Annotated in this window: 19 protein-coding genes and 1 other annotated feature; of the genes, 18 read left to right on the forward strand and 1 reads right to left on the reverse strand. The window is 38.5% G+C overall.

Annotated elements, in window-relative coordinates; all coding sequences use genetic code 11:
• The first annotated feature begins 72 nt into the window (after window positions 1-72).
• From AC3B6B_RS04535 to AC3B6B_RS04555, 5 genes are all read left to right on the forward strand, one after another.
• A complete protein-coding gene (locus tag AC3B6B_RS04535; protein ID WP_489757483.1) occupies window positions 73-915 on the forward strand; it encodes an SDR family oxidoreductase in 843 nt (280 codons plus the stop codon).
• A gap of 195 nt (window positions 916-1,110) precedes the next feature.
• Window positions 1,111-1,602 carry a PTS sugar transporter subunit IIA gene (locus AC3B6B_RS04540; RefSeq protein ID WP_489757484.1) on the forward strand — a complete coding sequence of 164 codons (492 nt, stop codon included), beginning with the start codon at window positions 1,111-1,113 and terminating at the stop codon, window positions 1,600-1,602.
• Window positions 1,603-1,617: 15 nt separating this feature from the next.
• Window positions 1,618-2,883 (forward strand): PRD domain-containing protein, encoded by a 1,266-nt coding sequence (locus tag AC3B6B_RS04545; RefSeq protein ID WP_489757485.1) that lies wholly within the window; start codon window positions 1,618-1,620, stop codon window positions 2,881-2,883.
• Window positions 2,835-3,815 (forward strand): PTS sugar transporter subunit IIC, encoded by a 981-nt coding sequence (locus tag AC3B6B_RS04550; RefSeq protein WP_489757486.1) that lies wholly within the window; start codon window positions 2,835-2,837, stop codon window positions 3,813-3,815. Before AC3B6B_RS04545 ends, AC3B6B_RS04550 begins: the two co-directional genes overlap by 49 nt.
• A gap of 3 nt (window positions 3,816-3,818) precedes the next feature.
• Complete coding sequence (locus AC3B6B_RS04555) at window positions 3,819-4,580, forward strand: ChbG/HpnK family deacetylase (RefSeq protein WP_489757487.1); 762 nt, start codon at window positions 3,819-3,821, stop codon at window positions 4,578-4,580.
• 95 nt (window positions 4,581-4,675) lie between these two features.
• Here the strand turns inward: AC3B6B_RS04555 and AC3B6B_RS04560 are convergent, their stop codons facing one another.
• Window positions 4,676-5,137: a MarR family winged helix-turn-helix transcriptional regulator gene (locus AC3B6B_RS04560; protein WP_489757488.1), complete on the reverse strand. Its 462-nt coding sequence runs from the start codon at window positions 5,135-5,137 to the stop codon at window positions 4,676-4,678.
• A gap of 91 nt (window positions 5,138-5,228) precedes the next feature.
• On the opposite strand from AC3B6B_RS04560, the gene AC3B6B_RS04565 reads away from it, so the two are divergent.
• The 13 genes from AC3B6B_RS04565 (at window position 5,229) to nusB (ending at window position 11,711) form a co-directional block, all read left to right on the forward strand.
• The gene (locus AC3B6B_RS04565; RefSeq protein WP_489757489.1) at window positions 5,229-6,194 is read left to right on the forward strand and encodes a quinone oxidoreductase family protein; all 966 of its coding nucleotides are present in this window, start codon (window positions 5,229-5,231) and stop codon (window positions 6,192-6,194) included.
• Between the two features lie 60 nt (window positions 6,195-6,254).
• Complete coding sequence (locus AC3B6B_RS04570) at window positions 6,255-6,812, forward strand: TetR/AcrR family transcriptional regulator (RefSeq protein ID WP_489757490.1); 558 nt, start codon at window positions 6,255-6,257, stop codon at window positions 6,810-6,812.
• Window positions 6,812-7,402: an NAD(P)H-dependent oxidoreductase gene (locus tag AC3B6B_RS04575; RefSeq protein WP_489757491.1), complete on the forward strand. Its 591-nt coding sequence runs from the start codon at window positions 6,812-6,814 to the stop codon at window positions 7,400-7,402. Before AC3B6B_RS04570 ends, AC3B6B_RS04575 begins: the two co-directional genes overlap by 1 nt.
• An 81-nt stretch (window positions 7,403-7,483) precedes the next feature.
• Window positions 7,484-7,681, forward strand: a complete 198-nt coding sequence (locus AC3B6B_RS04580) for a CsbD family protein (protein WP_489757492.1) — start codon at window positions 7,484-7,486, stop codon at window positions 7,679-7,681.
• Between the two features lie 92 nt (window positions 7,682-7,773).
• The gene (locus tag AC3B6B_RS04585) at window positions 7,774-8,454 is read left to right on the forward strand and encodes an NAD(P)H-dependent oxidoreductase (protein ID WP_489757493.1); all 681 of its coding nucleotides are present in this window, start codon (window positions 7,774-7,776) and stop codon (window positions 8,452-8,454) included.
• Window positions 8,447-8,626 carry a hypothetical protein gene (locus tag AC3B6B_RS04590; RefSeq protein WP_489757494.1) on the forward strand — a complete coding sequence of 60 codons (180 nt, stop codon included), beginning with the start codon at window positions 8,447-8,449 and terminating at the stop codon, window positions 8,624-8,626. The genes AC3B6B_RS04585 and AC3B6B_RS04590 overlap by 8 nt, the downstream gene beginning before the upstream one ends.
• A 142-nt stretch (window positions 8,627-8,768) precedes the next feature.
• Entirely contained in the window at window positions 8,769-9,008 is a 240-nt protein-coding gene (locus tag AC3B6B_RS04595; protein WP_489757495.1) for a hypothetical protein, read from the forward strand.
• Window positions 9,009-9,068: 60 nt separating this feature from the next.
• Window positions 9,069-9,138 (forward strand) — a sequence feature (ribosomal protein L21 leader region).
• A gap of 8 nt (window positions 9,139-9,146) precedes the next feature.
• On the forward strand, window positions 9,147-9,455 hold the full coding sequence (gene rplU / locus AC3B6B_RS04600; protein ID WP_489757496.1) for a 50S ribosomal protein L21: 309 nt from the start codon (window positions 9,147-9,149) through the stop codon (window positions 9,453-9,455).
• Window positions 9,456-9,457: 2 nt separating this feature from the next.
• Window positions 9,458-9,817 carry a ribosomal-processing cysteine protease Prp gene (locus tag AC3B6B_RS04605; RefSeq protein WP_489757497.1) on the forward strand — a complete coding sequence of 120 codons (360 nt, stop codon included), beginning with the start codon at window positions 9,458-9,460 and terminating at the stop codon, window positions 9,815-9,817.
• 5 nt (window positions 9,818-9,822) lie between these two features.
• Complete coding sequence (gene rpmA, locus AC3B6B_RS04610; protein WP_489755942.1) at window positions 9,823-10,104, forward strand: 50S ribosomal protein L27; 282 nt, start codon at window positions 9,823-9,825, stop codon at window positions 10,102-10,104.
• 159 nt (window positions 10,105-10,263) lie between these two features.
• Window positions 10,264-10,827 (forward strand): elongation factor P, encoded by a 564-nt coding sequence (efp, locus tag AC3B6B_RS04615; protein WP_489757498.1) that lies wholly within the window; start codon window positions 10,264-10,266, stop codon window positions 10,825-10,827.
• Window positions 10,828-10,855: 28 nt separating this feature from the next.
• The gene (locus AC3B6B_RS04620; protein WP_489757499.1) at window positions 10,856-11,269 is read left to right on the forward strand and encodes an Asp23/Gls24 family envelope stress response protein; all 414 of its coding nucleotides are present in this window, start codon (window positions 10,856-10,858) and stop codon (window positions 11,267-11,269) included.
• Window positions 11,270-11,288: 19 nt separating this feature from the next.
• Window positions 11,289-11,711, forward strand: a complete 423-nt coding sequence (nusB, locus tag AC3B6B_RS04625) for a transcription antitermination factor NusB (protein WP_489757500.1) — start codon at window positions 11,289-11,291, stop codon at window positions 11,709-11,711.
• The last annotated feature ends 14 nt before the right edge of the window (window positions 11,712-11,725 follow it).

The following is an 11,725-nucleotide window of genomic DNA, read 5'->3' on the forward strand; positions in this document are numbered from 1 at the left end:
CTTAATGATAGTCAATCGTAATAAGGCAAAGATCTTATGGATTGACGCTAATCTTAGATGCTCTTGAGGAGGATGTTGATAATGACAGAAGTAATGGTAGTCACGGGCGCTGGCCAAATCGGAATGGCCATTGCACGGCGCGTAGGTTTTGGCAAAAAGATTTTTTTAGGTGACAAAAATTTGGCGAATGCTCAGGCAATTGCGAAGACAATGACTGATGCAGGTTTTGATGTGACACCAGTGGAGATGGATTTAGCTAGTCGGACATCCATTCAAAATTTATTAACACAAGCGCAAGCTAGTGGTGAGATTACGATGGTTGTGAATGCGGCGGGGGTTTCACCAAGTCAAGCATCCATTGAAACGATTCTCAATGTTGATTTATACGGCACGGCTGTTTTGTTAGAAGAGGCGGGCAAAGTGATTGCACCCAATGGTGTCGGCGTGGTAATTTCTAGTCAATCGGGCCACCGAATGCCAGCCTTAACGCCACAACAGGATCGTCAATTAGCCATGACCGCGACTGAAGAATTGTTAGATCTAGACTTTTTGCAACCTGATCAAATCGAAGATTCCTTAAAAGCTTACCAATTGGCCAAACGGTGTAATGAAAAGCGCGTGATGGCCCAGGCCGTTGAATGGGGCAAAAGAGGAGCACGGATTAATGATATTGCCCCGGGGATTATTGTCACACCTTTAGCAATTGATGAGTTTAATGGGCAACGTGGTGACTTCTATAAGAATATGTTTGCAAAAAGTCCTGCTGGTCGCCCAGGAACGGCCGATGAAGTAGCCAATGTAGCAGAATTATTAATGAGTCCTGCTGGTCAATTTATCACGGGTTCCACATTTTTGATTGATGGTGGAGCAACTGCCTCTTATTACTATGGGCCTTTACAACCAGAAAATAAGTAGGAATTGAAATGCGGCTGGGCGTTAAATTGACATAGCTAAATCTGTTTTGCAAACGTTTTTTTGATATGCTATACTAAAGAAGTTCATTATAAGGATTGTTACTCGCTTTTTGAGGCATTACCTTTTCTATTTTGATGGAAAGGTAAGTTATACCTCAAAAAGCGTTTTTTAGTTTCAAGGAAAGGATGTGTCTTTTTGCCATTTTGGAAAGTTCAACAAGCCTCAATTTTAGAAATTGCCGCACCAATTGCTGGCAAAATTATCCCATTATCAGAAGTGGACGATGAAGTTTTTGCTCATAAAATGATGGGTGAAGGTTTGGCAATTCAACCGGCAGTAAGGGCTGATACCATCGTGGCTCCTGTCAATGGTCAAATTGTTGCTTTGCCGCCATCGAAACATGCAATAGGAATTAAGGTCGCAAAATTTAAGCTGGAAATTTTAATCCACATTGGTTTAAACACGGTGATGTTAAATGGAGAAGGGTTTAAAGCCTTAGTTCAAGTCAATGATTATGTTACGCAGGGCTTCCCCTTGATTCGCTTTGATCCCCAATTAATGGCACAGCATCATTTAGACATGACTACAATCTTAATTTTTACTAAGGGTTATGATCAGCAGTTACATTTGGGAAAATTAGCGCATTCTTTGGTCAAACGCGGTCAAATCTTGTTGCGAACAGAATAATTTTGAGGGTAAAGTATGCTAGCAATTAAAAAAATTAATAATAATGTTGCATTATGTCGTGATAATGATGACCACGAATTAATTGCCTTTGGTAAAGGAATCGGTTTTCCAACCATGCCGTATGAAATCACAGATTTAAGCCGAGTAACGATGACTTTTTACAAATTAAATTCACAATATTTACAGTTGTTAACAGAATTGCCAGAAGATGTAGTGGCTGTTAGTTTACAGATTGTGCAACAAGCCCGTAGTTTAATTACCCGTCCGCTAAATCCGAATATTGTGTTCAGTTTAGCTGATCATATTAACTTTGCCATTATTCGATCACAAAAGCAGCAAAACGCATCTTTGTTGTATTCCTATGATATTGCACAATTCTATCCGCAAGAAACGGCAGTAGGTCAATACGCACTTCAATTGATTGAACAACAATTGCATGTCAAACTACCACCAGCAGAAATCACGGCGATTGCTACACACTTTTTAAATAGTCAAGAAGTCGTTAGTGATGGCACGATTCAGCAAGAACAAAAAGTGATTGAACAGGCATTAGATATTGTGGAGCGACACTTTAATATAAAGATTAATCACCAAAGCTTTACTTATAATCGATTTGTGGTGCATCTGAATTATTATTTACGTAGGTTACAGCAAGCACAACAAATGGCTAGTAGCCAGACTGAAGGATTATATCAAGCTTTTCAAAAGCAATTTCCTGAAATTTATCAATGCGCCTGTGAAATTAGTAATTTGATGGTGAAGAGTAAAGAACAAACCAACCGTATTATTGCCCAGAAAGTCTTACAAGCAGTGGGCGGTAGTACTAATGTTGAGTCAGTAACACATTGTATGACACGCTTACGTTTTATTTTAAAAGACAACAGTTTGCCAGATGACCAAGCTGTGAACCAAATTGCTGGGGTCATTGGCGTCCGGCGTTCAGCGGGCCAATATCAAGTAATTATTGGGCAAACGGTGGACTTAGTGTACGACCAATTGTGCCAAATCGCTCATTTACAGACGACACCGCCCATTACAGAAAACCTCGATACTGAAAAAACGCAGTCTAAGTTAACATGGAAAAGTATTGGCACAATTATCATGAACAAATTAGCTGGATGTTTAACACCCTTGATTCCAGTATTAGTTGCGGCTTCCATGTTTAAAATGTTTGCGGCCGTTTTAGGTCCGAGTATGTTAAATGTTTTAAGTGTAATAGTGATACTTATCGTTTGTTCACGTTTGTTGGTGACGCTGGCTTTTATTTTTTCCCAATTTTAATTGGTTATACAGCCTCCAAACAATTTCATACGCAACCGTTAGTATCCATGTTCTTAGGTGCGATTATGTTACATCCAACATTAATTAAAATGGTCACTACCGGTAAACATTTTTCTGTTTTTGGCTTGCATATGCCATTGGTCAACTATAGTGCGACGATCATACCGATAATTTTGTCAGTATGGTTGATGTCTTATGTGGAACGTTTCTTGAAAAAATTTATTCCCGCTTCGTTAAGTACGATTTTTGTCCCCACATTAACGATCATTATCATGTTACCTATTACTTTATGTATTGTTGGCCCAGCTGGTGGCTTCATTGGCAAGTATATTTGTGACACAATCATTGGTTTTGGTAAATTAGGTGGTATTTGGAGCATTTTAGCGATTGCCATTATTGGTGCTGTTTGGGAGTTATTAGTAATGACGGGAATGCACTTAGTCTTAATTTGGGCAATGATGATGGTCATTGCCCAAAATGGTTTTGATAACTTTACGTTATTAGGATCTTTAGCCGCTAGTATGTCAGTAGCAGGTATGTGTATTGGCGCAGCGCTACGCTTGAAAAATAAGGATCAAAAAGCTTTAGCTTGGAGCTATTTTGTTGCTAGTTTTATTGGTGGCGTAACAGAACCCGCTTTGTACGGAATTGCGGTGCGCTATAAACGTAGCTTCTTAGGGATGATGATTGGCGGTTTTTGTGGGGGACTATATGCTGCCATTTGTCATATTAAAGGTTATGTTTTGGTGCCTGTGGCTAATTTTATGTCTTTGACGGCTTATGTTCATAATGATCCCACTAATTTGATTAATGGAATTTTGAGTGGGGTGATTGCAATCGTGGTGGCAGCTGTTGCAACTTACTTCATCGGTTTCCAGAGGAAAGATAATTCAGACACTAAAATTTCAGAATTAAAACCAGTGGAGGAATAAGCGATGAAAACTAAAATTATTGTAAGAGCGGATGATTTGGGTTACAGCGAAGCCGTTAATCTCGGAATTTTGAAAACTGTGCGCGATGGCATAATCAATAACATTGGTATTATGGTTAATATGCCCACTTCTAAAGCTGCAGTCCAATCATTGCTGAAGCTGACGCATAAACCGTTAGACTTGGGCTTACACGTAGTAATTTGTACTGGCCGTCCCGTTGTTAGCGCCGCTCAAGTGCCTAGTTTGACCACTGCTACTGGTGAATTTAAGCCATCCAAAGTTTATCGCAATTCCGTAAAAGATTTTGTTGATTTAGATCAAGCCGTTATCGAAATTGAAGCGCAGTATGCCCGTTTTGTCGAATTAGTAGGGCGTAAACCGGATTATTTTGAAGGTCATGCTGTGGTTAGTGACAACTTTGTTAAAGCGTTAAAAATTGTAGCGCAACGACATCAATTACGCTTTTTAGAATATCATTTTGACGACAGTCCGACGCTATTAAATCATCAAAAATTATATCTAGAAATGAAAAGCATGCAACCAAATTATAATCCTTGGAAAACCTTACAAACAGCGGCACTAACGCAGCATAATGATGGCTATGAAGTGATGGTTTGCCATCCAGGATATTTGGATGACTTTATTTTGACGCACTCTAGTTTGACGATTCCGCGAACACAAGAAGTTGCGATGCTGTGTGCTCCCCAGACTAAGATTTGGTTATGGGACCATGAGGTGGAGTTAATGCGCTATAGCCAAATTTAACCAATCATTAAATTAACTTGACTGGCTGTTGATTACAAAAAGTGAATAACCTCAAAATGGGCCTAGGCATAGGCCCATTTTTAATAGAATTGTTGTTACTTTTGATTGTTCAAATCAATATTTTCAAAGGCCTGATTGAGTAAAGTTATGTCATCTAAAATTTGTAACTGCTTGCTTGAGGGAACAGAGTTGAGTATTTGCTTGATCATTCGTAAACGTGTTTGCGTCAAACTGTGATTTAAAGTTTGACCGAGCTGGCTTAGTTGAACCTCACGTTTGCGTGAATCGTGCGTATTAATCTGTGTTGTAATCAACTCGGCACGTTCTAAGCGGTCAAGTTGACGGCTGATGGTGGAATGAGAAGCTCCCAAAAAATGTGCTAAGTTTTGGACATTGGTCGGCTGTTGGCGGGCAATGGTAGCAAACAAAGGAAATAATTTATAATCAAGTTGCACGTGCGCCGCTTTAATCAAAGCTTGGTCATTTTGGGGTTGATTAAAAAAATAAGCTAGTTCAATTAATTGTTCGTAAAAAGTTTGGATTTGTTGATTATTCATAATATCAATTATACTAAATTAACGTGCAAAATGCACGTAAGTATGCTATTCTTTTTGTGTGCAAAATGCACCTAAAAGGAGGACATTAATTATGCAAGCAGCGATAGTTCAACAACCAGGAATGGTTCCGGTACTGCAAGCAGTTGCTGAACCAACGGTTAATTCTCAGCAAGAAGTGATTGTTATGCCGCAAGCGAGTGCTTTAAGTACAGTTAGTAAAGCTCAGTCGATGGGCCAACATTATTCTAGTAGTGCCCAGTTTCCGCGGATTGCTGGTACTGAAGGCGTCGGACGTTTAGCTAATGGGCAAAGTGTTTATTTTGCTAAACCACGCTGGCCATATGGTTCCTTGGCAGAAAAAACAGTGGTTTCAAAACACTCGCTGATTCCGGTGCCTGCTAAATTAAATCCGATCATGGCGGCAGCAATTGCTAATCCGGGTATGAGTTCCTATGCAGCGTTAGTCTATCGTGCCCAAATTCAAACAGGTGATGTGGTCCTTATTAATGGAGCAACCGGTACTGCTGGAGCGTTAGCGGTACAAATGGCGTATGCTTTAGGGGCAGTAAGAGTTATTGCTTTAGGACGTAATGCAGAGAAACTAGCCCAAGTTGGTGCTGATGAGTACTTTTCCTTTGGAGATTATGATTTAACGGATGCTCAACAATTTGATCAATGTCAATTGGCATTGCAAGCAATCATTGCCCAAGCAACGATTGTCTTGGATTATTTGTGGGGAGCCAGTGCTGAGCTACTGTTAACAATCTTATCTCACAGCAAATCATCCCAAGCAATTAGATATGTAGAAATTGGTTCCACTGCGGGTCAACAAATTAGCTTGCCAGCGCCGCTTTTACGCTCCTTCAATATTCAACTCATAGGTTCGGGAATTGGTTCTTTGGCCCCAAAAGAACTTTTTACTTCCATTCAAAAAGTTTTTACTTTAGCGTCTCAGAAGCAATGGACGGTCCCAATCAAGCAATATTCATTGCCGGAACTGGCGCAAGCTTGGCAAGCACCTAATGCTCCACGAGCTGTGATTAAAATTGCAGATTGAATTTAAAAAAGGCTTGTAGTTTGAAGATAACAGTGTTATCTTTTTTCTAGGAGGCTTGATATGAAAGATAATCAAACGAAAGCACAATTGTTAGATTGTGCGGTGCAATTACTTCAAGAAGATAACTTGGAGTCATTATCTTTACGTAAATTGTCACAAAAACTAGGTTTAACGACAGGAGCTTTTTACAAACATTTTAAAAATAAAACTGAATTATTGACTTTGGCAATGCAGAGACTGTCACAACAGATTACACAACAATTTGAGCAACAAATTGGCTCGTTGGCAGAGCTTGATGCCCAAGAAAAGTTAGTTCAATTAGGAAAGTTTTTTGTAGAATATTTTGTCCAGCACCCCCAGTTAGTTAATGCCTTATTTTTTAGTGAGATAGGTAAAGCAGCGTTACAGCAAACTAACGGTCAATTCGCGTTATTAAATTTGACTAGACAGTTAATTCATCAAATCAATGTTAATTCAGATATTTCTGATGATGCTTTATTTGTGCAGACGTGGTCATTTATTCAAGGCTACGCTTTGTTAGTACAAAAGCAGGTAGTTAGTTTAGATTTAACGTTGATTCGCCAGACTTTATGTGCATTTATGCAAGGAGAAAATTAATGGCCCCCGTAATCGTTATTTATTGTCATCCCTATCCCAATAGTTTCAATCATGCGGAATTAGAAGCTGTTCAAACTAATCTGCAGCAACATCACCAGCCTTTTGAAGTGATTGATTTGTACCAAGATCAATTTCAACCATATTATGATCAAGAAGAGTTACGTTTATATCATACTGGTGCCAGTCATGATCCGTTAACGCAAAAATATTTACACTTATTACAAGCAGCGCAAGGATTAATCTTTATTACGCCAGTTTGGTGGAACACACTGCCCGGAATGTTAAAAGGTTTTATTGACAAGGTCATGAAAGAAGGCCCTGGTTTATCACATACCGTGACCAAGTATGGCATTCATGGGGAACTCAAAAATTTACGGCAAGCGTATGTTTTAACGACTTCCACATCACCGACTTTTTATTTGAAATGGTTTTGTGGCGATGATATTCAAAAGGTTTTTGTTAAAAAAACTTTGAAACAAGTTGGCGTTAAACATGGTCATTGGCAAAACTTTGGGAGAATCTCTAATTCGACTCTAGAACGCCGGCAGCGATATTTACAGCAGTTGGTTCAGACAACATTTAAGTTTTAAAAGCAGCTTGGCAAGCACTTTACTTTACGAAAAGATTACTCACCTTTTACAATAAGTTTAGATATAATAGGGGGCATGAAGATGAGTAATGATGGTAAAATGAATCAAGCTAAAGGTAAAATCAATGAAAGTGTTGGTAAAGTCGTCGGCGATGATTCCAAAGAACTCAAAGGTAAGGCCGAACAAGCTTTGGGTAAAGCTAAAGATCAGCTGGAAGATGCGAAAGACGACGTTTCTAAAAAAATCAATGAAAAAATTGATAAGCATAAACAGGATTAGTGCTTTATACTAATACTGAGATTATGAACTGTGGCAAAACGGTCTAACTGTTTGGAGGTCACAGTTTCTTTTTAATTAAGGGGGCCGAATTTTTGAAGACGTTAATTATTGTTGCTCATCCCCAGCTTGACAATTCCGCAACGCAACAATTTTTAAAACAAGGAGCTGCTATCGCTCAGGCAACTTGGCATGAAGTAAGTGCAACACAATCAACTTCCAGTGTGCAAGAACAGCAGTTACTACAACAAGCTGACCGAATTATTTTTCAGTTTCCACTCTATTGGTACACAATGCCGGCGCAATTGAAACAATGGCAGGATCACTACTTGACGACGAAATTTATTGAACAAAAACTAATCGGTAAACAATTAGGAGTAGTGGTCTCAACGGGTTTACCACAAACAGCGTTTCAAGCTGGAGGGCGCGTAGGCTTTAGCTTAGATCAATTACTAACGCCCCTACAAGCCTTGGCGCGCCAAGCGCAAATGATTTGGCTGTCAGTGTTTCCAATTTATCAATTTGCTTACTTAAATGAAGCCGAACAACAGCAATTATTGATGGATTATCAGCGTTATTTAAGCCAAGACCAACCAGATTCTTTAATTAAGCGTAGTCAATGGTATTTACAACAACTAACCCAATTGAACGCAACTGCAACTAATCCGCTGATTGATTTACTACAGGAACAATTGAGTCAAAATTTGTTACAACTAGAAACCAGTAACGATACCTTAAAATTAATTAAAGCAGGTGAAACAGATAATCTTGAATGATAATAATCAATGGGCCGTTGCGCAATTAGAGCAATTAATTCAGCAGGAGCCACAATATGAAAAACGAGCTTTTTGGCGCGGCTTAACTACTTTAATCAAAGAGCAAGATCGGAGATTGCAGCAACTACAATCAGAGATCGATGGTCGTTTATGGAATCATGATCAATGGTAATAATCTGTTAAACAGTTTTTAGACATGAAGCTATCACCAAAAGAAAAAGGTGGTTACACAATTCGGGGCAATTTTTGTTCCCACACGTTAAATGTGGTAAGATTAAAAATAAATAAATTTTAATTGCTTGGTGATTATGATTATGAAGAAAAAAACAATGAAAGCAATGCTTAAAAAATCTAAATCTGTTACGCGTCCCCAAATTACGGCGCAGTTAACTTTTTCTAATGGTCGGATACTTAATGTGCCGGTATATGCTGATGATCAGGCAGCAATTGATCATTTGAAGCAGCAATTGCGTGATAAAGATGGCAACTTTACGGATGTCCAAGGTCGAGATTATGACCTACGCAGTTTAGTACACTATGAATTTTTAGATTAATTAAATTTAGTTGACGAACCAATATTTTTTTTGTACAATTAAACAGTTGTAATTGTGCTACCACAGCTGCAACCGCACATGACTAGGTTAAAGCTTAACAGCGCCTAGTGTGGCGAGTCTAAGAATGGAGGTGTACAAATGTACGCAATTATTAAAACTGGCGGCAAGCAATACAAGGTTGAAGAAAACAAAGCCATCTTTGTAGAAAAGCTTGATGTCCAAGAAGGTCAAGAAGTAACTTTTGATCAAGTTCTTTTGATTGGTAGTCGTTCGATTACTATTGGAACTCCTACAATTGAAGGTGCTAAGGTTACTGGTACTGTTGAAAAGCAAGGCCGGGAAAAGAAAGTTATTACTTACAAGTATAAGCCTAAGAAACATTCCCATACTAAAAAGGGTCATCGTCAACCTTATACTAAAGTTGTAATTAAAAAGATTGAAGCTTAAAGATGATTCAAGCAACTTTTGTTTGTAATTCAGCTAAGCAATTAACAAAGTTTGTGATTGAAGGTCATGCCGATTCTGGCCCTTATGGTCAAGATATTGTTTGTGCAGCCGTCTCAGTGATTGGACTGGGAACGATTAATTCGCTTCAAACTGTGGCTCAAGTTAAGCCACAGGTTAATAGTGAAGCACAAAGTGGTGGTTATTTAGAATGTCAGGTTGATTATTCTCAAATTACTGCGCATGATCAATTGGTTCAAACACAAACTTTAATGGCTAATTGTTATCAGATATTACACTCGTTAGTTGACAATTACGGAGATTTTATCCGGGTTGATTTAAAACAAGAAACAGTTGGGAGGTAACAATTATGTTAGAAATGAATTTACAGTTCTTCGCTCACCATAAGGGGGGCGGTTCAACTGCCAATGGTCGTGATTCTGCTGGTCGGCGTTTAGGTGCTAAGAGTGCTGATGGCCAAAGAATTAATGCTGGAACTATTATTTATCGGCAACGTGGAACCAAGATTCATCCTGGTGCTAATGTTGGTCGCGGTAGCGATGATACATTATTTGCTTTAAAGCCAGGCGTGGTTAAGTTTGAACGTCTTGGTCGTGATAAGAAGCAAGTTTCAGTGATTACTGAAGATTAAATTAAAGAAGCCGCGTGAGCGGCTTTTTTTAAACTATCAAGTTTTAATTGGGTTTATGATATAATAAATTAGTATAGTAAAGACTACTGAAAATAATTATAAAAATTTTCAAAAATGTTTTTTTGTTTTATGCACAATTTTATAACACAGGAGTTTATGATGATTTCAGTTAATGAATTTAAAAATGGTTTAACAATTCAAGTTAATGGTGAATTATGGCGGATTGTTGAATTTCAGCATGTCAAGCCTGGTAAAGGTAGTGCTTTTGTTCGTTCCAAATTAAAAAATTTGCGTTCCGGGGCCGTTCAAGAAAAGACTTTCCGTTCCACTGAAAAAGTTGAACAAGCTCAAATTGACAATAAAAAGATGCAGTATCTCTATGCCGACGGTGATAATTATGTCTTTATGGACACTAATACCTATGAACAATTATCACTACCCCGGGAAAATATGGGTGATGCTTTAAATTATTTAGTGGAAAATATGGAAGTTAATGTCATTATGCATGATGGTGAGACATTAGGAATTGATATTCCAAACGTTGTGGACCTGAAAGTGGCCGCTACGGAGCCGGGCATTAAAGGTGACACTGCTTCTGGTGGTAGTAAGCCAGCTACGATGGAAACTGGTTTGGTTGTGCAAGTGCCATTTTTCGTTAATGAAGGCGATGTTTTGACTATCAATACAGTTGATGGTAGTTACAGTTCACGGGCCAATAAATAATTGTAATTTGGATTAAGGAGGCTTTGGGATGACTGATGGTAAATATTTACAAATAGCACCAACACAAGCCAATGAATTAGGACAAATTCATGTGGCAACAGATGTCTTGGAAGTTTTGTTGGGTATTGCAGCTACACAAGTTGCCGGTGTTTATGAAATGCGCGGTACGTTAGCGAATAATATCAATTCGTTGTTAGGTCGGCAAAATCGTGCGCAAGGTGTCCGGGTTTCTTATGATGAACAAACGCAGCAGTTAATTGCCGATGTTTATGTCTATTTAGAATATGGTGTATCAGTTCCTAAAGTAGCCAATGATTTACAGAAATCTCTTAGTCAACAATTACAATTTATGACGGATCTAACAATGGCCCAAGTAAATGTGCATGTGGTTGGTTTAATGGCTAAGAAGAATGATAGTTCAGAAAAATTAGCTAAAATTTAATCCAGAAAGTGGCGTGGAAGTGACTTTAAATAGACATAATGTACGGGAAATTGCTTTTCAAACTTTGTTTTTGATAGATTCTTTACCCGATCAAGATATTGATGCGGCTTTACAGGAAGTTTTGAGTTTACAGAATATAACAGAAGCGCCGGCTTATTTAGATTTTTTAGTACGTGGTGTTGTTGAACATATTAGTGAACTAGACGAACAGTTAAGTCAACATCTCAAAAAGGGCTGGTCTTTAAAGCGGATCAGTCGTAGTGACGTGAACTTGATGCGTTTAGGATTATTCGAAATTTTGTATAGTCCGGCAGTTCCTGCAAAAGTAGCAATGAATGAAACACTAGAATTGACAGAGCAGTTCAGTGAACCACAATCAAAAAAATTTATTAATGGGGTGCTCTCTCATTTCCTGGATCAGTCACCGACTGAACCAAAGTAAGGTGCTGGTAAAAC

The organism is Bombilactobacillus sp. ESL1197, assembly GCF_058107145.1.